Here is a 19,883-nt window from a genome sequence, read left to right on the forward strand (position 1 = left end):
TTCCGCCTGGATAAGGGAGATATGATGAAGCAGGCATTACGAGTAGCGTTAAGTTTTCTGATGCTGTGGGCGGCAGTGCTGCACGCAGAAGTACGTATCGAGATTACCCAAGGGGTGGACTCGGCACGCCCAATCGGCGTTGCGCCTTTTAAATGGGCGGGCCCGGGTGCGGCACCTGAAGATATCGGCGGCATTGTTGCAGCCGACCTGCGCAACAGCGGCAAGTTTAACCCGCTGGATCGGTCTCGTCTGCCACAGCAGCCGGGTTCCGCACAGGAAGTTCAGCCAGCTGCCTGGTCTGCGCTGGGTATCGATGCTGTTGTGGTAGGGCAGGTTACGCCTAACCCGGATGGCTCATATACCGTTGCCTATCAACTGGTCGACACCGGTGGTGCTCCGGGAACCGTGCTGGCACAGAACTCTTACAAAGTGAACAAGCAATGGCTGCGTTATGCCGGCCATACTGCCAGTGACGAAGTGTTCGAGAAGCTGACCGGTATCAAAGGGGCGTTCCGTACCCGTATCGCCTACGTCGTTCAGACCAACGGCGGTCAGTTCCCGTATGAACTGCGCGTCTCTGACTACGATGGTTACAACCAGTTTGTGGTTCACCGTTCACCGCAGCCGCTGATGTCACCGGCATGGTCTCCGGATGGTTCTAAACTGGCTTACGTTACCTTCGAAAGCGGTCGCTCTGCGCTGGTTATCCAGACGCTGGCCAACGGCGCTGTGCGTCAGGTTGCTTCTTTCCCGCAGCACAACGGTGCACCGTCATTCTCTCCGGATGGCAGCAAACTGGCGTTTGCCCTGTCTAAAACCGGTAGCCTGAACCTGTACGTGATGGATATTGGCTCTGGCCAGATCCGTCAGGTGACCAACGGTCGCAGCAACAACACCGAGCCAAGCTGGTTCCCGGACAGCCAGACCCTGGCCTTCACTTCTGACCAGGCCGGTCGTCCGCAGGTGTATAAAGTTGGTATTAACGGCGGCGCTCCGCAGCGTATTTCCTGGGAAGGTAATCAGAACCAGGACGCAGACGTGAGTTCTGACGGTAAATTTATGGTAATGGTGAGCTCGGCCAACGGTCAGCAACACATTGCCAAACAAGATCTGGTAGCGGGTGGCGTACAAGTTCTGTCGTCAACGTTCCTGGATGAAACGCCAAGTCTGGCACCTAACGGCACTATGGTTATCTACAGCTCTTCTCAGGGGATGGGATCCGTGCTGAATCTGGTTTCTACAGATGGGCGTTTCAAAGCGCGTCTTCCGGCGACTGATGGACAGGTCAAATTCCCTGCCTGGTCTCCGTATCTGTGATAATAAATAATTAGTTATATAGGAATCAAAGAAATGCAACTGAACAAAGTGCTGAAAGGACTGATGCTGGCTCTGCCGGTTATGGCAATCGCAGCGTGTTCTTCTAACAAGAACGCCAGCAACGACCAGAGCGGCGAAGGCATGATGGGTGCCGGCACTGGTATGGATGCTAACGGCAACGGTAACATGTCTTCTGAAGAGCAAGCTCGTCTGCAGATGCAGCAGCTGCAGCAGAACAACATCGTTTACTTTGGTCTGGACAAGTATGACGTGAGCTCTGAGTTCGCGGCAATGCTGGATGCGCACGCTAACTTCCTGCGTAGCAACCCGTCCTACAAAGTTACCGTTGAAGGTCACGCTGACGAACGTGGTACTCCGGAGTACAACATCGCCCTGGGCGAACGTCGTGCTAACGCGGTTAAAATGTACCTGCAGGGTAAAGGCGTTTCAGCTGACCAGATCTCCATCGTTTCTTACGGTAAAGAAAAACCTGCAGTACTGGGTCATGACGAAGCGGCTTACGCTAAAAACCGTCGTGCCGTACTGGTTTACTAAGAGAATTGCATGAGCAGTAACTTCAGACATCACCTGTTGAGTCTGTCGTTACTGGTTGGCATAGCGGCCCCCTGGGCCGCTTTTGCTCAGGCGCCAATCAGTAGTGTCGGCTCAGGCTCGGTCGAGGACCGTGTCACCCAACTCGAGCGTATTTCTAATGCTCACAGCCAGCTTTTGACCCAACTCCAGCAACAACTCTCTGATAACCAGGCCGATATTGACTCACTCCGTGGACAAATCCAGGAGAGTCAGTACCAGCTGAATCAGGTCGTTGAGCGCCAGAAGCAGATCTTGCTGCAGATGGACAGCCTCAGCAGCGGCGGTGCTGCCGCAGCGCAGGCTGGTCAGACGGGGGGAGATCAGTCCGCAAATGCAACGGCGACGAATGCGGCTCCAGCAGCGTCTGCTGCCACGAGCGGCGCTCCAACCCAGAGCGGCGATGCGAACACCGACTACAATGCGGCTATCGCACTGGTGAAGGATCCTGCTCGTCAGGATGATGCTATTGCGGCATTTCAGAGCTTCGTCAAAAAATACCCAGATTCGACGTATCAGCCGAACGCCAATTACTGGCTCGGTCAGCTGAATTACAATAAGGGTAAAAAAGACGATGCGGCGTTTTATTTCGCTTCGGTGGTGAAAAACTATCCGAAGTCGCCGAAGGCCGCTGATGCGATGTATAAAGTCGGCGTGATCATGCAGGACAAAGGGGATAGCGCGAAAGCGAAAGCCGTCTACCAGCAGGTAGTCAGCAAATATCCCGGCACCGAAGGTGCTAAACAGGCGCAGAAACGTCTCGGATCGATGCAATGATGACGACATGACCAGGAATCGTGTTATTTCTGGTCGTGTCGCATGAATCATAAGCAGTTAAGTTCCCTTCAATGAAATTTATGTTGCGCTGAAATCTGAAATCAGTAATATATGCCGCCGTTGCCAAGGGATATCAAACATCCCAAAAGCCGCGAGATAGTGGGTCGTTAGCTCAGTTGGTAGAGCAGTTGACTTTTAATCAATTGGTCGCAGGTTCGAATCCTGCACGACCCACCACTAACTTAGTTAGTAAGAAGTATCCAGCGCAATATCGGGTGATTAGCTCAGCTGGGAGAGCACCTCCCTTACAAGGAGGGGGTCGGCGGTTCGATCCCGTCATCACCCACCACTTCGGGTCGTTAGCTCAGTTGGTAGAGCAGTTGACTTTTAATCAATTGGTCGCAGGTTCGAATCCTGCACGACCCACCAATGTAAGAAGGCGCCCTAAAGGCGCCTTTTTGCTATCTGCAATTCATCTGGCATTTCCGCCACCTACCAGTATTCGTATCAAGAATCCCGCCGCAGTGCCGATATTGCTATTTTACGGCAAGAAGGAATTCGTGATGACCACCATTCTGACATCAACACCACTACTCCAGGGCGGCAAAACTGACGGTCCGCAGGGTGATGATACCGCGGCGCAAATCGCGCGCATCACCAAGAAGATTTCCGAGCTTATTCAGAAGCTAAAGGATATTCCTGGCTCCAACGCCAGCGTCGAAGAGAAGAAAAAGCAGCAGGAACTGCTGCAAATGCAAATCAAGGTACTGCAGGCGCAGCTGGCGCAGCTGATGCGTAAACAGGCGGAAGAGGCTCAGCAGAAGCAGGATCAAAAAGCCGCGAAAGACGCTGGCGCGATTGTCCCGGTCGGCAAAAACCAGATTGACGTTTATATCTGATAGAGCGGGTCATCCACGCGAGCAGCGGTCAACACCTGCGCCTGCTCGCGTACCACTTCCCACAGCGCCTGCGCCGCAGCAGACAATGAGCGATTTTTCCTGCGCACCAGCATCAGCTGACGTTCAACCACCGGAGTCAAACGTTTTACGCACAGCTGGTTGCCCTGCGGCAACGGCAGCGCCAGCGCGGGCAACACGCTGATACCGATCCCGGCTTCAACCATCGGAAAGAGCGTTGCCGGATGACCTATCTCCTGCACTATCTTTGCCTCTATCCCGTGTCGCATCAGGGCGGTATCGATAAGTGGACGACTGCCAGAAGCATAATCCTGTAGCACCAGCCTTTCTCCCTGTAATGCCTGCCACGGCACGTGCGGCAACTGGCTTAAAGGGTGGTTCATCCCACAGAGCAAAAGAAAGGGTTCAGACAACACCGATTCACACTGCAAATCACCAACCACCCCGGGATCGATGACAATACCGAAATCCACTTCTCCCTGACGAATACTTTCCAGCACCCACTGCTGCGGCCTGTCGTGCAGCACAAAATCGATATGCGGGTAGCGCTGGTTGCTGCTGGCGATACACTGCGGAATGAGGTGTGCGGAAATCGTCTGGCTCGCAGCAACTCTTACCAGACCACTCAGCTGCGTACCCACCCGCCCGGCTTCACGCAGCGTACTGTGCAATTCATCAAGCAAACGCTCAAGACGAGAAGCCAGCTGCTGCCCCGCTTCGGTTAACACCACCTCGCGGGTAGTGCGGTCCAGAAGGCGTACACCGGTCTGCAGCTCCAGCTCCTTCACGCTATGGCTCACGGCCGACTGGCTAAGGCCGATAATCTCCCCTGCCCGGCTGAAGCTCTTTGCCTGAGCGACGGTAATGAAAACTTTTAACTGACGCAGCGAGTAATTCATCGTTTCAATTCATGAATGGATTCAATAAATCAATTTTATTTCTCAAAACAGAAAACGCAAAATAGCAGCATCGAATTTCAGGAGTATCTATGAAACTGTTTCGAATCCTCGATCCCTTTACCCTAACGCTTGTCTGCACCGTTTTACTGGCCTCTTTCTTTCCGGCCCGCGGCGGTTTTGTTCCGTTTTTTGAAGGACTGACCACCGCCGCTATTGCCCTGCTGTTTTTCATGCACGGCGCAAAGCTGTCCCGCGCGGCTATCATTGCCGGGGGCAGCCACTGGCGACTGCATCTGTGGGTGATGTGCAGTACCTTTGTTCTCTTTCCTGTGCTCGGCGTGTTATTCGCCTGGTGGGCACCCGTTAACGTCGACCCGGCGCTGTACACGGGCTTTTTATACCTGTGTATTTTGCCTGCTACCGTGCAGTCTGCCATCGCTTTCACCTCCCTTGCCGGGGGTAACGTTGCGGCAGCGGTCTGCTCGGCCTCGGCTTCAAGCCTGCTTGGGATCTTCCTTTCCCCGCTGCTGGTAGGGCTGGTGATGAATATCCACGGTGCGGAGGGCAGCCTTGAGCAGGTGGGCAAAATTATGCTGCAACTGCTGCTGCCGTTCGTGCTTGGGCATTTATCGCGACCATGGATCGGTGACTGGGTCAGTCGTCATAAGAAGTTAATTGGCAAAACGGATCAGAGCTCGATTCTGCTGGTCGTTTACTCGGCCTTCAGCGAAGCGGTGGTGAACGGGATCTGGCACAAAGTGGGTATCGGATCGCTGCTGTTTATCGTGGTGGTCAGCCTTGTTCTGCTGGCTATTGTTATCGTGGTGAATGTTATCGTGGCGCGCAAATGCGGGTTCAGTAAAGCCGATGAGATAACTATCGTCTTCTGCGGTTCGAAAAAGAGCCTCGCCAACGGCGTACCCATGGCGAATATTCTCTTCCCGACATCAATGATTGGCATGATGGTGCTGCCGTTGATGATTTTCCATCAGATCCAGCTGATGGTCTGCGCGGTGCTGGCGCGTCGCTATAAACGCCAGACCGACAAACTCCATGCGCAGGAGCAGGCCCGCGCTTAACGCGAGCGCTTCAGGGGCTGAACCAGATGCGTCAGCCCCTCGGTTTTAATCAGCAGCGTAATTGCCATTAGCTCACCGAGACGCCCGGCAGGAAATTCATCCTTACGGGCAAACCACAGCAGATACTCTTCAGGCACATCAATCAGACAGCGCCCCTTGTACTTACCAAACGGCATTTCGGTGTTGGCAATTTCAATCAGCTGCTCTTTGTCCACATTACTCTCCCAGCAGGCGGATCATTTCGGCTTCATCAATCACCGCAATGCCCAGCTCCTGTGCTTTCGCAAGCTTAGAGCCCGCCGCTTCACCGGCGATCACCAGGTCGGTTTTTTTCGACACGCTACCCGCGACTTTTGCTCCCAGCGCCACCAACCGCGCTTTGGCATCGTCACGTGACATCAGGCTCAGGCTGCCGGTCAGAACTACCGTTTTCCCGGCAAACGGGCTATCTATCTCTTCGGCGTTAACCACCACGGGGGCAGGCCAGCTAACGCCCTCTTTCAGCAGTTGCTGGATAACCTCACGGTTACTCACTTCAGCGAAGAAGTTAAAAACGTGAGTCGCAACGACGATGCCGACGTCCGGTACCTTCTGCAATTCTTCAATGGACGCTGCTTCCAGCGCCTCCAGTGAGCCAAAATAACCCGCCAGGCCGGCGGCGGTAGCCTCTCCGACTTCACGGATACCCAGGCCGTAGAGGAAACGGGCAAACGTCGTTTGTTTGGCTTTTTCCAGCGCATTGACCACGTTCTGCGCCGACTTCGGCCCCATCCGATCAAGGCCCGTCAGCTTACCGGCCGTCAGGGTAAAGAGATCGGCCGGGGTATGGACGTACTCTTTTTCCACCAGCTGGTCGATAATCTTGTCACCCATACCGTCAACGTCCATCGCGCGGCGGGAAACGAAATGCTTGAGCGCCTCTTTACGCTGTGCACCGCAGATAAGCCCACCGGTGCAGCGGGTTACCGCCTCGCCTTCTACGCGTTCGACGTCTGAGTGACATACCGGACAGTGCGTGGGAAACACGATTTCCTGGGTCTCTTCCGGGCGCTCGGAGAGCACCACGTTGACCACCTGCGGGATAACGTCCCCGGCGCGGCGGATCACCACCTTATCGCCAATACGCAGGCCAAGACGCTCAATCTCATCGGCGTTATGCAGCGTGGCGTTACTGACCAGTACACCCGCCACCTGAACCGGCTCAAGACGGGCCACCGGGGTAATCGCGCCGGTACGACCGACCTGGAACTCGACGTCGCGCACGAAGGTCATTTGCTCCTGCGCCGGGAACTTAAACGCCACCGCCCAACGCGGTGCCCGAGCGACAAAGCCCAGCTGTTCCTGCAGCGCCAGCGAGTTGACTTTAATCACTACGCCATCGATGTCGAAGCCGAGATGCGGACGGTCCTCTTCAACCTTGTGATAAAACGCCAGCACTTCTTCTGGTGATTCACACAGCGTGACCCGGTCGCTGACCGGCAGCCCCCACTCTTTAAACTGCAGCAGGCGGCCAAGATGCGTGTCCGGCAGTTCACCACCTTCAAGCACCCCGACGCCGTAGCAGAAGAAGGTCAGCGGACGTTTCGCGGTAATGCGCGGGTCGAGCTGGCGCAGCGAACCAGCCGCCGCGTTACGCGGGTTAGCAAAGACCTTGCCACCGGTGCGTCGCGCATCGTCGTTAATTTTTTCGAAACCGGCCTGTGGCAGGAACACTTCGCCGCGCACCTCAAGACGGGCCGGGATATTAGCTCCGCGCAGCTTCAGCGGGATAGCGCGAATGGTCCGCACGTTGCTGGTGATGTCTTCCCCCGTCGTGCCGTCGCCACGGGTAGCGGCCTGTACCAGTTCGCCGTTCTCGTAAAGAATGCTCACCGCCAGACCATCGAGCTTCAGCTCACAGCACCAGGTCAACTTGCCACTGTTTTTGAGTCGGTCCTGAACGCGTTTGTTAAAAGCCAGAAAGCTCTCTTCATCAAACACGTTGTCGAGCGACAGCATCGGCACTTCGTGGCGCACCTGGCTGAACGCCGCCAGTGGCTCAGCGCCAACGCGTTGGGTAGGCGAATCACGGGTGATAAGTTCAGGATGCTGTGCTTCCAGCTCACGCAGTTCGCGCATCAGACGATCGTACTCCGCATCCGGGATCTCCGGGGCGTCCATCACGTGGTAAAGGTGTTCATGATGGCGAAGCGTGGTTCGCAGTTCAGTCAGTTGTTGTTCGATAGAGTGCATATCCCACCATCAATGATAAAAAACCCCCGACAGGCGGGGGTTCAGGAATAATTAGAAACAGCCATTTGCTGTCAGGCGTTGGCGTCTTTGACTTCGCGAATGCGATCCTGATATTCGCGCAGCTTCTGCGGGGTCATCATCCGGCGCTGATCGTCAAGCACCACACCGCCCACTTCATCGGCAATATACTGGGCCGACTGCAGCATCAGCTTAAAGTTTTGCAGCTCGTCGCCATAGGACGGCACCTGCATAAAGATGGTGATGCCAGGCGTTGCCATATCCGGCATGTTTTCCGGATCAAACGTTCCTGGTTTCACCATGTTGGCCAGGCTAAACAGAGCCGGGCCGCTGCCGTCCGGGCTGAGATGACGATGGAAAATGTTCATATCGCCAAACTTGAACCCGGCCTGCTGAATACTATTGAGCAGCAGTTCGCCGTTGATCTGAGAACCCTGATGCGCAGCAACGTTCATCACAATGACCGTCTCTTTGCGCACTTTTTTCTCTTCGACAACCGGAGCCGGCTCTTCTGCCACCGGCTTAGGCTCCACGGCAGGCTCTGCTGGCTGGAAGACCGGCTGCTCAGTAACGGGCTGCGCGGCGGCGGGTTGCTGAGGCTGCTGGTGCACAACAGGCTCATGAACCGGCGCAGGTTCTACCGCAGGCTGCGGCTGGACCGGCGGCTGTGATTGCACAGGCTGCTGGCGTACCGGCGGCGTCTGCGGCTGAGGTGGCTGACGCGGCGGTTCCTCATGACGCACAGGCTGTTGCACCTGACGCTCATAAGGTGGCTGATACTGGTGTTGAGGAGCCTGGCGAGGGGCTTCATGCTCCCCGTGAGCGGATCCCTGGGCGTGATTAACCCGGTGAACGCGAACTTCACCTACGCCTTCAGCTTCGTCATCAAAGCCTTCAGCATCAGACTCATCGTCGTCACGCTGTGACTTCATGCGTTTTAGCGGGCGATCGCGGAACATAGAAGAACGTTCTTTACGGCTGGTCCAGAAACCATGAACCAACAGTGCGATTATGGCGATCGCGCCAACTACGATTAATATCAGACGCAAATCCTGCATCATTATATTCTCTGTTGTTCTAACACCTTGCCACCACGGCAAACATTTACTCACTAAGAGTATTTGCCGTTTACCTCAAGTGCAAGTGCGCGGGTGGATTTCACCGCATAAAGATGAGCTAAATCGTGCTTTTTGCTGCTTTTTCGAACATTTCCGAACTGGTCATTCCCGGACAACCGGATAAGATAGACAAGCATTTCCCCGGGCTTTGTTAAAAGGAGCATCACCCGACCATGGTTTCAACTTCCACAACTGCCCCGCGTAGCGGTGTGTATTATTTTTCTCAGGGCTGGAAACTGATCCGCCTGCCGGGTCTTCGTCGGTATGTGGTTATGCCACTGCTGGTCAATATTCTGCTGATGGGCGGCGCCTTCTGGTGGCTCTTCAGCCAGCTTGGTAGCTGGATCCCCGCTATGATGGGGCATGTCCCGGACTGGCTGCAATGGCTCAGCTATCTGCTGTGGCCGGTTGCCGTCATTTCCGTTTTGCTGGTGTTTGGCTATTTCTTTTCCACCATTGCGAACATTATTGCGGCCCCGTTCAGCGGCCTGCTGGCAGAACAGCTTGAAGCCCGCCTCACCGGTGCCACTCCGCCGGATGTGGGCGTGTTTGGATTAATGAAAGACGTGCCGCGCATTATGCTGCGCGAATGCCAGAAACTGGCGTGGTATCTGCCGCGAGCGATAGTCCTGCTGCTGCTCTACTTCATCCCTGGTATTGGCCAGACCGTCGCTCCGGTGGTGTGGTTCCTGTTCAGCGCCTGGATGATGACCATTCAGTATTGTGATTTACCTTTTGATAACCACAAGGTGCCGTTCAAAACCATGCGTGAAGCGCTGCGCACCCGCAAAGTCACCAGCCTGCAGTTTGGCGCACTGACTAACCTTATCACCATGATCCCCTTCGTGAATCTGGTGATCCTGCCGGTGTCAGTCTGTGGCGCAACCGCCATGTGGGTAGATTGTTACCGCGATAAACACGCGACGTGGAAATAAGCGTAAAAGTGGGTAAATAAGGGGTGGTTATCGCCTCCCCTTATTCCATACTGATAACCATTATTTCACAACAGCATATAGATATGCGAAAACCTTACTTCCGCATATTCCCTGAGCAGGTATGCTGATGTGGTTCCCAAATTTCATACAGTTAAGGACGGGCTATGAGTAAGATTTATGAAGACAACTCGCTAACAATCGGTCATACGCCGCTGGTTCGACTGAACCGAATCGGTAATGGACGCATTCTGGCAAAGGTGGAATCCCGCAACCCGAGCTTCAGCGTCAAATGCCGTATCGGTGCCAATATGATTTGGGATGCCGAAAAACGTGGCGTGCTGAAACCGGGCGTTGAGCTGGTTGAGCCCACCAGCGGTAACACCGGTATCGCTCTGGCGTACGTCGCTGCTGCACGCGGCTATAAGCTGACGTTGACCATGCCAGAAACCATGAGCATCGAGCGCCGTAAGCTGTTAAAAGCGCTGGGTGCGAACCTGGTGCTGACTGAAGGCGCAAAAGGGATGAAGGGTGCCATCCAGAAAGCGGAAGAAATTGTCGCCAGCAATCCGGAAAAATACCTGCTGCTGCAACAGTTCAGCAACCCGGCGAACCCTGAGATCCACGAGAAAACCACCGGCCCGGAAATCTGGGAAGATACCGACGGCCAGGTTGATGTCTTTATCTCGGGTGTCGGCACCGGCGGTACCCTGACCGGCGTCTCTCGCTATATAAAAGGCACAAAAGGTAAAAAAGACCTGATTACCGTTGCGGTTGAACCTACCGATTCTCCGGTTATCGCCCAGGCACTGGCAGGTGTTGAACTGAAACCCGGTCCGCATAAAATCCAGGGTATTGGCGCGGGCTTTATCCCAGGCAACCTTGATCTGAAGCTGATCGACAAAGTCGTCGCCATCACCAACGATGAAGCTATCTCTACCGCTCGTCGCCTGATGGAAGAGGAAGGTATTCTGGCGGGGATCTCCTCCGGCGCTGCCGTTGCGGCCGCGCTCAAGCTGCAGGAAGATGAGGCCTTTACCAATAAGAATATTGTGGTTATCCTACCGTCTTCGGGTGAGCGCTATTTGAGCACTGCACTGTTTACCGATCTCTTCACCGAGAAGGAATTGCAACAGTAGTGCCAGAGTGTCAAGAATGCGTAAAAAAGCACCCAAACGGGTGCTTTTTTGTGGTGCACTTCAAACTTTTACCCCCCCTGCCATTGCTTCCCCTGCGTGGGTCTGGTATTTAACCAACACATTTATTTTGAAGCGCGAAATTATTCATTGCACGATTTACGCTAGCTGAATCGATTTTATGATTTGGTTCAAGTCTTGCTTTCACGGCATAATGTTTAATGACGAACGCAACGTCACTGGCCAGAAGTGCCTGCCAGGATTGCATAAGACGTTTTTGTCGCGATCGTAAACGCCGGCGCTAACTATACAGGCTAAAGTCAAACCGCCAGGCTAGACTTTAGTTCCACAACACTAAACCTATAAGTTGGGGAAATATAATGTTCCAGCAAGAAGTTACCATTACTGCACCGAACGGTCTGCACACCCGCCCTGCTGCTCAGTTTGTTAAAGAAGCGAAAGGCTTCACTTCTGAGATCACTGTCACCTCCAACGGTAAAAGCGCCAGCGCTAAAAGCCTGTTCAAACTGCAGACTCTGGGTCTGACTCAGGGCACCGTGGTTACCATTTCTGCTGAAGGCGAAGACGAGCAGAAAGCAGTTGAGCATCTGGTCAAACTGATGGCTGAACTCGAGTAAGCTCAAGAGTTCTTTACCCTAAGTAATTCAAGCTGCAGGAAGGCCAAAGCGCATGCAGCTTGAAGTATGACGGGTATTTTCAATATCAGTCACAAGTAAGGTAGGGTTATGATTTCAGGCATTTTAGCATCCCCGGGTATCGCTTTCGGCAAGGCACTGCTGCTGAAAGAAGACGAAATCGTCATTGACCGGAAAAAAATTTCTGCCGACAAGGTTGATCAGGAAGTTGAACGTTTTCTGAGTGGCCGTGCTAAGGCATCTGCGCAACTGGAAGCGATCAAAACTAAAGCTGGTGAAACTTTCGGCGAAGAAAAAGAAGCCATCTTCGAAGGGCATATCATGCTGCTGGAAGATGAGGAGCTGGAGCAGGAAATCATAGCCCTGATTAAAGATAAGAACATGACTGCTGATGCAGCAGCGCATGAGATTATCGAAGGTCAGGCCACAGCCCTGGAAGAGCTGGACGATGAATACCTGAAAGAGCGTGCGGCTGACGTACGTGACATCGGTAAACGTCTGCTGCGTAACATCCTCGGTCTGGCTATCATCGATCTGAGCGCAATTCAGAGCGAAGTTATCCTGGTTGCCGCCGATCTGACCCCGTCTGAAACCGCACAGCTGAACCTGAAAAAGGTGCTGGGTTTCATCACCGACGCGGGTGGCCGTACTTCCCACACCTCCATCATGGCGCGCTCCCTTGAGCTGCCAGCGATTGTGGGTACCGGTAGCGTCACCTCTCAGGTGAAAAACGACGACTATCTGATTCTGGATGCCGTAAACAACGTGGTTTACGTCAACCCAACTAACGAAGAAATCGACAAACTGCGTGCCGTTCAGGAGCAGGTTGCGACCGAGAAAGCCGAACTGGCGAAGCTGAAAGATCTGCCGGCTATCACTCTCGATGGTCATCAGGTTGAAGTCTGCGCCAACATCGGTACCGTTCGCGATGTTGAAGGTGCAGAGCGCAATGGCGCCGAAGGTGTCGGCCTGTACCGTACCGAATTCCTGTTCATGGACCGTGACGCGCTGCCAACTGAAGAAGAGCAGTTTGCTGCGTACAAAGCCGTTGCTGAAGCCTGCGGCTCTCAGGCGGTCATTGTCCGTACCATGGACATCGGCGGCGACAAAGAGCTGCCGTACATGAACTTCCCGAAAGAAGAGAACCCGTTCCTCGGCTGGCGTGCGATTCGTATCGCCATGGATCGTAAAGAGATCCTCCGCGATCAGGTTCGCGCTATCCTGCGTGCCTCTGCTTTCGGTAAACTGCGCATCATGTTCCCGATGATCATCTCTGTTGAAGAAGTACGCGCACTGCGTAAAGAGATCGAAGGTTACAAGCAAGAACTGCGCGACGAAGGTAAAGCTTTTGACGAGACTATCGAGATTGGCGTGATGGTGGAAACACCGGCTGCGGCAACCATCGCTCGTCATTTAGCCAAAGAAGTTGACTTCTTTAGTATCGGAACCAATGATTTAACGCAGTACACTCTGGCAGTTGACCGTGGTAATGATATGATCTCACATCTCTACCAGCCGATGTCACCTTCTGTCCTCACGCTGATTAAGCAAGTTATTGATGCTTCTCACGCTGAAGGCAAGTGGACCGGTATGTGTGGTGAGCTTGCAGGTGACGAACGTGCTACACTTCTGTTGCTGGGTATGGGTCTGGACGAATTCTCTATGAGCGCCATTTCCATTCCACGCATTAAGAAGATTATCCGTAACACGAACTTCGAAGATGCGAAGGTGTTAGCAGAGCAGGCTCTTGCTCAACCGACAACGGACGAGTTAATGACGCTGGTTAACAAGTTCATTGAAGAAAAAACAATCTGCTAATCCACGAGATGTGACCCAATTTTACTGCTTAGGAGAAGATCATGGGTTTGTTCGATAAACTGAAATCTCTGGTTTCTGATGACAAGAAAGACACAGGAACCATTGAGATTGTTGCACCGCTTTCTGGTGAAATCGTCAATATCGAAGACGTGCCGGATGTTGTGTTTGCTGAAAAAATCGTTGGTGACGGTATTGCTATCAAACCAACCGGCAACAAAATGGTTGCTCCGGTTGAAGGCACCATCGGCAAAATTTTTGAAACCAACCATGCGTTCTCTATCGAGTCTGACAGCGGCATTGAGCTGTTTGTCCACTTCGGTATTGATACCGTTGAACTGAAAGGCGAAGGCTTCAAGCGTATCGCTGAAGAAGGTCAGCGTGTGAAAGTCGGTGACACGGTTATCGAATTCGACCTGCCACTGCTGGAAGAGAAAGCCAAGTCTACCCTGACTCCGGTGGTTATCTCCAACATGGATGAGATCAAAGAGCTCATCAAACTGTCCGGCAGCGTTACCGTGGGTGAAACCCCGGTTATCCGTATTAAGAAGTAAATTCTTTTTGCTTCACAGCAATAAAAATGGCGCCTGCGGGCGCCATTTTCGTTTCACAGAGCCGGCAATATCAGCTCGTCGTAGCCTTTTTCAAGGGTATAGCGCATCACCGTAACGACGCGGTCACCCGCCGCCTGCACGGCCTCCGGCAGCGTTTTCCCCTGCACAATGCCGCTCACCAGCTCAGAGCAGAACAGATCGCCCGTCCCCTTAAGCTCAGCCTCAACGCGCGGATAGCTGCTGACATCAACGCTTTCTGCAGTCACCAGCACAACGTGAATATCGCGGGTGCCATCATCAACCGGCGCGCTGGTGATAGCGACCCACTTCAGGGTGTCAGAAAGCAGGCTCTTCGCTGCCGCAACGGCAGAATCCACATCACGACAGGATTTACCGCTCAGGACTTCAAGCTCGAATACGTTTGGAGTGATCCCCTGCGCCTGCGGCAACAGCAGCTCGCGGTAAGCATCAGGTAATTCTGGTTTTACATAGATGCCGCTGTCGGTGTCGCCAATCACCGGGTCAACCATAATCCACAGCTGCGGGTGCTTCTCGCGCTGCTCTGTCAGCCACTGCGCCAGGATCTTAATCTGGCTCGCCGTGCCCATATAACCGGTAGTGACGGCCTTCAGCTCACGCAGTGCGTCACGATCGTCCAGCGCCTTCAGATAGCCGCTAAACCACTCGTCCGGGATAACCCCACCGTAGAAGGTGTCGTAATGCGGTGTATTGCTGAACAGCACCGTGGGTACCGCCAGCACGTTGAGATGATGCTGACGGATGTTCGGCACCGCCACGCTATTCCCTACGCTGCCATATACAACCTGCGACTGCACGGCGACGATGTCCGCCTGCTGCGCGCGAGTTTTGTCGCGAAATAAGATCATTTCCATGATAGTTAAATACCTGCCCCCTGGCTGTAACTCTCTTCACCAAACACGCCGGTCGACAGATAACGATCGCCCCTGTCACAGATAATCGCTACCACAACCGCGCCGGGGTGCGCTGCGGCTACTCTCAGCGCTCCGGCGACTGCGCCGCCTGAACTCACGCCGCAGAAGATCCCTTCGCGTACCGCCAGCTCACGCATGGTATTTTCCGCTTCTCGCTGATGAATATCCAGTACCTGGTCCACAAGTGCGGCATTGAAGATGCCAGGCATATAGGCCTGCGGCCAGCGGCGAATGCCCGGAATACTGCTCCCCTCTTCCGGCTGCAGACCCACAATGGTCACTGGCTTTACCTGCTCACGCATAAAGCGCGCCACGCCGGTAATCGTGCCGGTAGTCCCCATGCTGGAGACAAAATGGCTGATACGCCCTTCGGTCTGGCGCCAGATTTCCGGGCCAGTGGTGGTGTAATGGGCATAAGGGTTGTCTGAATTATTAAACTGATCGAGCAGTTTGCCTTCACCGCGCTGTGCCATCGCCAGCGCGAGGTCACGCGCTCCTTCCATCCCCTGTTCTTTGGTCACCAGAATCAACTCGGCACCATAGGCACGCATCGCAGCCCGGCGCTCCTGACTCATGTTGTCCGGCATCAGGAGCGTCATACGATAACCCTTGAGGGCAGCAATCATGGCGAGCGCGATCCCGGTGTTGCCGCTGGTCGCTTCAATTAATACATCGCCGGGGGTTATCTCGCCGCGCTTCTCGGCTTCAACGATCATAGAGAGCGCCGCCCTGTCTTTTACCGATCCTGCCGGATTATTGCCTTCCAGTTTGAGCCAAATTTCGCTGCCGTTATCGGGCCCCATGCGCTGGAGCCTGACCAGAGGAGTATTACCGATGGTTTGTTCTAATGTGTTCACGATTTTTACTCAATAAAAAAGCCGGGTAGCGCGCAGCGATCCCGGCCAATAAACATACTTAATAACCTATCAGGCAGATTCCGCCAGAGCAAGATTCACCTGCGTTTCGATCCGATCCTTGCCATCATAAAGACGCGCGTTTTGTAAGCCGACGAACAGACGCTCGCCACGCTTAGGTGCATCATCACCGCGCATCACCACGGTCAGCGGATCGTCATACCAGCCCAGCGGCTGCACCACCAGCTGGGTATAGTGCCCTTTCGGACTGGCTTCAATAACCTGTACCGGCAGCGGTGAATCCAGGCTGGTGCGACGGCTGACGTCGACCTCCCACGGGCGCAGGAACAGATCGACCGGCCCCTGATGTACCGGGGTATAGCCAAGCGGCCAACGGTGCGCGCCTACGTGGAATTGACCACCGCGAACCACGCCCTTCAGGCGGTTGACCTCGCCCATGAACTCCAGCACGAAGCGGGTGGCCGGTTCGCGCCAGACCTGCTCAGGCTCATCGGCCTGCTCAATACTCCCCTGGCTCATCACCACCACGCGGTTGGCCACCTCCAGCGCTTCTTCCTGGTCGTGGGTCACAAACACGCTGGTGAATTTCAGCTCTTCATGCAGCTGACGCAGCCAGCGGCGCAGCTCTTTACGCACCTGAGCATCAAGCGCGCCGAAAGGCTCATCCAGCAGTAAAATTTGCGGCTCTACCGCCAGCGCACGAGCCAGTGCCACGCGCTGCTTCTGCCCCCCGGAGAGCTGTGCCGGAAAACGATCGGCAAGATGCGCTAATTGCACCATCTCCAGCAGCTTTGTCACCTTCACTTTGATTTCAGCGCTCGACGGACGTTCACGACGTGGGAGCACGGTCAGGCCAAAGGCGATGTTGTCGAAGACCGTCATATGGCGGAACAGCGCATAATGCTGGAACACGAAGCCGACTTTGCGGTCGCGCGCGTGCAGACGGCTGACGTCGGTGCTGTGAAAACGAATTTGCCCGCTGGTCTGATGTTCCAGCCCGGCGATAATACGCAGCAGCGTGGTTTTACCGGAACCTGACGGCCCCAGCAGCGCCACCATCTGACCCGATGGAATATCGAGGGAGATATCATTCAGCACCTGGGTGCGACCAAAAGATTTTTTAATACTGGCAATCTCAATGCTCATGATGTTTCTCCTGTTGCGCGCGCTTTTCCTGATTCTCCAGGCGCCACTGCAACATACTCTTTAAAAACAGGGTCACTATAGCCATTAACGTCAGCAGGGCCGCGGCGGTGAAAGCGCCAACGGTGTTGTAGTCCTGCTCCAGCAGCTCAATCTGCAGCGGCAGCGACAGCGTTTCACCGCGAATCGAACCGGATACCACCGAGACGGCACCAAACTCGCCAATTGCGCGGGCGTTGGTCAGCACGACACCGTACAGCAGCGCCCAGCGAATGTTCGGCAGCGTCACCCGGCGGAACATCTGCCAGCCGGAGGCACCGAGCAGCACCGCGGCTTCGTCTTCGTTGCTACCCTGGCTCAGCATCACCGGCACCAGCTCGCGCACCACAAACGGACAGGTGACGAAGATAGTCGCCAGCACCATGCCCGGCCAGGCAAACATAATCTGCAGGTTGTGCTCATCCAGCCAGCCGCCGAGCGGACCGTTAGAGCCATAAAACAGCAGATATACCAGCCCCGCCACCACCGGCGAAACCGCAAACGGAATATCGAGCAGGGTCAGCAGCAGCTGGCGCCCGGGGAAGTTGAAGCGGGTCACCAGCCACGCCAGCAGCGTGCCGAACACCAGGTTAACCGGCACCGTAATCAGCGCAATCATCAGCGTCAGCCAGATAGCGTGGAGCATGTCCGAATCCGCCAGATTGTGCAGCACCGGCATCAGCCCTTTGCTGAATGCCTGGACGAAGATGTAGATCATCGGCACCAGCAGGATAAACGCGGAAACCAGCATCCCGGTGCCTATCAGAAACCATTTTCCCCAGTTGATGCGGGGGGCGTCATAGCGCTTCAATTGCGTAACTTCTGCCATCAGTGACCTACCACGCGTCGACCAAAGCGACTTTGCAGGGTGTTAATCGAGAACAACAGCAGCAACGACGCACCGAGAATAACCGACGCAATCGCGCTCGCCGCCGGATAATCAAACTCCTGCAGACGTACAAAAATCATCAGCGAGGTCACTTCCGTTTTCCAGGCGATGTTGCCGGCGATGAAAATCACCGCGCCAAACTCCCCAAGGCTGCGGGTGAACGACAGCGCAATGCCCGCCAGCAGCGCCGGAGAGAGCTCCGGCAGCACCACCTTGCGGAAACTTTGCAGACGGGTCGCCCCAAGGGTTTCCGCCGCTTCTTCATATTCCGGGCCTAACTCTTCCAGCACCGGCTGCACGGTACGCACCACGAACGGGATGCTGGTAAAGGCCATCGCCACCGCGATCCCAAGCCAGGTGTAGGTGACTTTGATATCAAACTTCGCCAGCCACTCGCCGTAAAAACCGTTCACTGAGAACAGCGACGCCAGCGTCAGGCCCGCCACCGCCGTTGGCAGGGCGAACGGCAGATCCATCAGTGCATCCAGCAGGGTACGCCCCGGAAAACGATAGCGGGTTAAGATCCACGCCATCAGCAGGCCAAACACACCGTTGAAAATGGATGCCACAAACGCCGAGAGCAACGTCACCTTATAAGCCGCCACCACCTGCGGGTTGGCAATTACGTCCCAGTACTGCGCCCAGGTCATCTGAGAGAGCTGCATAACCAGTGCGCTGAGCGGCAGCAGCAGGATCAGACAGACAAACAGCAGGCTGGTGCCGAGGCTCAGGGTGAAGCCCGGCAGTACGCGCCGGGATGAGACAGCAAACATTACTTACGCCCCGCCGCCAACAGTTTGTCCAGCTCGCCGCCGCTGACAAAGTGAGTTTTCATCACTTCCGGCCATGCGCCGAATTTATCTTCCACGCGGAACAGTTCGGTCTGTGGGAACTTGTCTTTCAGCTTGTCCATCACCTGCGGGTTATTCACGCGATAGTAGTAATCGGTGATGATGGTCTGCGCCTGCGGACTGTAGAGATAGTTCAGGTATGCCTTCGCCGCTTTTTCCGTGCCGTTGGCCTTCACGTTTTTATCCACCCACGCCACCGGGAACTCGGCGAGAATGTTCACCTTCGGTACCACCACTTCAAAGCCCTGGTCTTCATACTGCTTACGAATGTTGTTCACTTCCGATTCGAAGGTGATGAGCACATCGCCCAGCCCGCGTTCAACGAAGGTCGTCGTCGCCCCGCGTCCGCCGGTATCAAACACTTCGACGTTTTTCAGGAACTGGGTCATGAACTGTTCGGTTTTGGCTTTGTCGCCGCCGTCGGCTTTATCTGCGGCGCCCCATGCCGCCAGATAGGTATAGCGTGCGTTACCGGAGGTTTTCGGATTCGGGAAAATCAGCTTCACGTCCGGACGTACCAGGTCATTCCAGTCGTGGATATTCTTCGGGTTGCCCTTACGCACCAGGAACGCCATGGTCGAATAGAACGGCGAGCTGTTGTTCGGCAGACGGCTCTGCCAGTCGGCCGGAATGAGCTTACCTTTATCGTGCAGAATTTGTACGTCGGTCACCTGGTTATAGGTCACCACATCAGCTTTCAGGCCCTGCAGAATCGCCAGCGCCTGCTTCGAGGAGCCCGCATGAGACTGTTTGATAGCAAGCTTGTCACCGCCGTTTTCCTGCGCCCACTGCTGCTCAAACGGCGGATTCAGGGCGGCAAACAGCTCACGGGACACGTCGTAAGAGCTATTGAGTAACTCCGTCGCCTGCGCCTGGGCTGTCAGCAGCACCAGCGCACCCAGCGCCAGATATCCTTTTTTCAGTGTTTTTACCCCGGCCATTGCGCACCCTTATATCAATATGATGATTCGATGTTCATCATATTTATAACCAGGGTTAAAGCTGTAACGGTTTTATATACCGTTTGGTGATTTGGAAGTTGAAAAGAGAATAAGGGGGAGCGCAATTTCTGATACGCGGTATTTTAGTATC

20 protein-coding genes and 3 tRNA genes are annotated in these 19,883 nt (G+C 54.7%); 13 read left to right on the forward strand and 10 right to left on the reverse strand.

The window, feature by feature from the left end:
• Nucleotides 1-24 precede the first annotated feature (24 nt).
• The 7 genes from tolB (at nucleotide 25) to GYRE_RS09250 (ending at nucleotide 3,584) form a co-directional block, all read left to right on the forward strand.
• Nucleotides 25-1,317 (forward strand): Tol-Pal system beta propeller repeat protein TolB, encoded by a 1,293-nt coding sequence (gene tolB, locus GYRE_RS09220; protein WP_038254821.1) that lies wholly within the window; start codon nucleotides 25-27, stop codon nucleotides 1,315-1,317.
• Between the two features lie 33 nt (nucleotides 1,318-1,350).
• Nucleotides 1,351-1,872 carry a peptidoglycan-associated lipoprotein Pal gene (pal, locus tag GYRE_RS09225; RefSeq protein ID WP_006819085.1) on the forward strand — a complete coding sequence of 174 codons (522 nt, stop codon included), beginning with the start codon at nucleotides 1,351-1,353 and terminating at the stop codon, nucleotides 1,870-1,872.
• A gap of 9 nt (nucleotides 1,873-1,881) precedes the next feature.
• Nucleotides 1,882-2,685, forward strand: coding sequence for a cell division protein CpoB (gene cpoB, locus GYRE_RS09230; protein WP_006819086.1), 804 nt, complete (start codon nucleotides 1,882-1,884; stop codon nucleotides 2,683-2,685).
• Between the two features lie 161 nt (nucleotides 2,686-2,846).
• Nucleotides 2,847-2,922, forward strand: a tRNA-Lys gene (locus GYRE_RS09235).
• 36 nt (nucleotides 2,923-2,958) lie between these two features.
• Nucleotides 2,959-3,034 (forward strand) — tRNA-Val (locus tag GYRE_RS09240).
• A 4-nt stretch (nucleotides 3,035-3,038) separates the two neighbouring features.
• Nucleotides 3,039-3,114, forward strand: a tRNA-Lys gene (locus GYRE_RS09245).
• A gap of 134 nt (nucleotides 3,115-3,248) precedes the next feature.
• A complete protein-coding gene (locus GYRE_RS09250) occupies nucleotides 3,249-3,584 on the forward strand; it encodes a FlxA-like family protein (protein ID WP_038254823.1) in 336 nt (111 codons plus the stop codon).
• Here GYRE_RS09250 and GYRE_RS09255 read toward each other — a convergent pair.
• Complete coding sequence (locus GYRE_RS09255; protein ID WP_006821050.1) at nucleotides 3,575-4,501, reverse strand: LysR family transcriptional regulator; 927 nt, start codon at nucleotides 4,499-4,501, stop codon at nucleotides 3,575-3,577. The two genes, GYRE_RS09250 and GYRE_RS09255, sit on opposite strands and share 10 nt — an antisense overlap.
• Before the next feature lie 89 nt (nucleotides 4,502-4,590).
• On the opposite strand from GYRE_RS09255, the gene GYRE_RS09260 reads away from it, so the two are divergent.
• Nucleotides 4,591-5,580, forward strand: coding sequence for a bile acid:sodium symporter family protein (locus tag GYRE_RS09260; RefSeq protein WP_038254826.1), 990 nt, complete (start codon nucleotides 4,591-4,593; stop codon nucleotides 5,578-5,580).
• Here the strand turns inward: GYRE_RS09260 and GYRE_RS09265 are convergent.
• The 3 genes from GYRE_RS09265 to zipA all read right to left on the reverse strand — a co-directional run bounded on the left by GYRE_RS09265 (nucleotide 5,577) and on the right by zipA (nucleotide 8,891).
• On the reverse strand, nucleotides 5,577-5,795 hold the full coding sequence (locus GYRE_RS09265) for a DUF3820 family protein (RefSeq protein ID WP_006821052.1): 219 nt from the start codon (nucleotides 5,793-5,795) through the stop codon (nucleotides 5,577-5,579). The genes GYRE_RS09260 and GYRE_RS09265 overlap by 4 nt on opposite strands.
• Nucleotide 5,796: 1 nt before the next feature.
• A complete protein-coding gene (gene ligA / locus GYRE_RS09270) occupies nucleotides 5,797-7,812 on the reverse strand; it encodes an NAD-dependent DNA ligase LigA (protein WP_038254828.1) in 2,016 nt (671 codons plus the stop codon).
• A gap of 71 nt (nucleotides 7,813-7,883) precedes the next feature.
• Nucleotides 7,884-8,891: a cell division protein ZipA gene (gene zipA, locus GYRE_RS09275; protein ID WP_006821054.1), complete on the reverse strand. Its 1,008-nt coding sequence runs from the start codon at nucleotides 8,889-8,891 to the stop codon at nucleotides 7,884-7,886.
• 230 nt (nucleotides 8,892-9,121) lie between these two features.
• On the opposite strand from zipA, the gene cysZ reads away from it, so the two are divergent.
• The 5 genes from cysZ to crr all read left to right on the forward strand — a co-directional run bounded on the left by cysZ (nucleotide 9,122) and on the right by crr (nucleotide 14,041).
• Complete coding sequence (gene cysZ / locus GYRE_RS09280) at nucleotides 9,122-9,883, forward strand: sulfate transporter CysZ (RefSeq protein WP_038254830.1); 762 nt, start codon at nucleotides 9,122-9,124, stop codon at nucleotides 9,881-9,883.
• A 164-nt stretch (nucleotides 9,884-10,047) separates the two neighbouring features.
• Nucleotides 10,048-11,019, forward strand: a complete 972-nt coding sequence (gene cysK, locus GYRE_RS09285; RefSeq protein WP_038254832.1) for a cysteine synthase A — start codon at nucleotides 10,048-10,050, stop codon at nucleotides 11,017-11,019.
• Nucleotides 11,020-11,396: 377 nt separating this feature from the next.
• The gene (gene ptsH, locus GYRE_RS09290; protein ID WP_000487600.1) at nucleotides 11,397-11,654 is read left to right on the forward strand and encodes a phosphocarrier protein Hpr; all 258 of its coding nucleotides are present in this window, start codon (nucleotides 11,397-11,399) and stop codon (nucleotides 11,652-11,654) included.
• A gap of 108 nt (nucleotides 11,655-11,762) precedes the next feature.
• Nucleotides 11,763-13,490: a phosphoenolpyruvate-protein phosphotransferase PtsI gene (ptsI, locus tag GYRE_RS09295; RefSeq protein ID WP_006821059.1), complete on the forward strand. Its 1,728-nt coding sequence runs from the start codon at nucleotides 11,763-11,765 to the stop codon at nucleotides 13,488-13,490.
• Nucleotides 13,491-13,531: 41 nt separating this feature from the next.
• Complete coding sequence (gene crr / locus GYRE_RS09300; protein ID WP_006821060.1) at nucleotides 13,532-14,041, forward strand: PTS glucose transporter subunit IIA; 510 nt, start codon at nucleotides 13,532-13,534, stop codon at nucleotides 14,039-14,041.
• Between the two features lie 53 nt (nucleotides 14,042-14,094).
• Here crr and pdxK read toward each other — a convergent pair whose 3' ends face one another.
• The 6 genes from pdxK to GYRE_RS09330 form a co-directional block, all read right to left on the reverse strand.
• Nucleotides 14,095-14,934, reverse strand: coding sequence for a pyridoxine/pyridoxal/pyridoxamine kinase (pdxK, locus tag GYRE_RS09305; RefSeq protein WP_038254841.1), 840 nt, complete (start codon nucleotides 14,932-14,934; stop codon nucleotides 14,095-14,097).
• Nucleotides 14,935-14,939: 5 nt separating this feature from the next.
• A complete protein-coding gene (gene cysM / locus GYRE_RS09310) occupies nucleotides 14,940-15,851 on the reverse strand; it encodes a cysteine synthase CysM (protein ID WP_038254844.1) in 912 nt (303 codons plus the stop codon).
• A 69-nt stretch (nucleotides 15,852-15,920) separates the two neighbouring features.
• Complete coding sequence (gene cysA, locus GYRE_RS09315; RefSeq protein WP_038254846.1) at nucleotides 15,921-17,015, reverse strand: sulfate/thiosulfate ABC transporter ATP-binding protein CysA; 1,095 nt, start codon at nucleotides 17,013-17,015, stop codon at nucleotides 15,921-15,923.
• A complete protein-coding gene (cysW, locus tag GYRE_RS09320; RefSeq protein ID WP_006821064.1) occupies nucleotides 17,005-17,880 on the reverse strand; it encodes a sulfate/thiosulfate ABC transporter permease CysW in 876 nt (291 codons plus the stop codon). Before cysW ends, cysA begins: the two co-directional genes overlap by 11 nt.
• Nucleotides 17,880-18,713, reverse strand: a complete 834-nt coding sequence (gene cysT, locus GYRE_RS09325) for a sulfate/thiosulfate ABC transporter permease CysT (protein ID WP_006821065.1) — start codon at nucleotides 18,711-18,713, stop codon at nucleotides 17,880-17,882. The genes cysW and cysT overlap by 1 nt, the downstream gene beginning before the upstream one ends.
• Nucleotides 18,713-19,732 carry a sulfate ABC transporter substrate-binding protein gene (locus tag GYRE_RS09330; RefSeq protein WP_006821066.1) on the reverse strand — a complete coding sequence of 340 codons (1,020 nt, stop codon included), beginning with the start codon at nucleotides 19,730-19,732 and terminating at the stop codon, nucleotides 18,713-18,715. Before GYRE_RS09330 ends, cysT begins: the two co-directional genes overlap by 1 nt.
• Nucleotides 19,733-19,883: the final 151 nt, after the last annotated feature.

The sequence above is a fragment of the Yokenella regensburgei ATCC 49455 genome, assembly GCF_000735455.1.
In the GTDB taxonomy this organism is placed as follows: Bacteria; Pseudomonadota; Gammaproteobacteria; order Enterobacterales; family Enterobacteriaceae; genus Yokenella; species Yokenella regensburgei.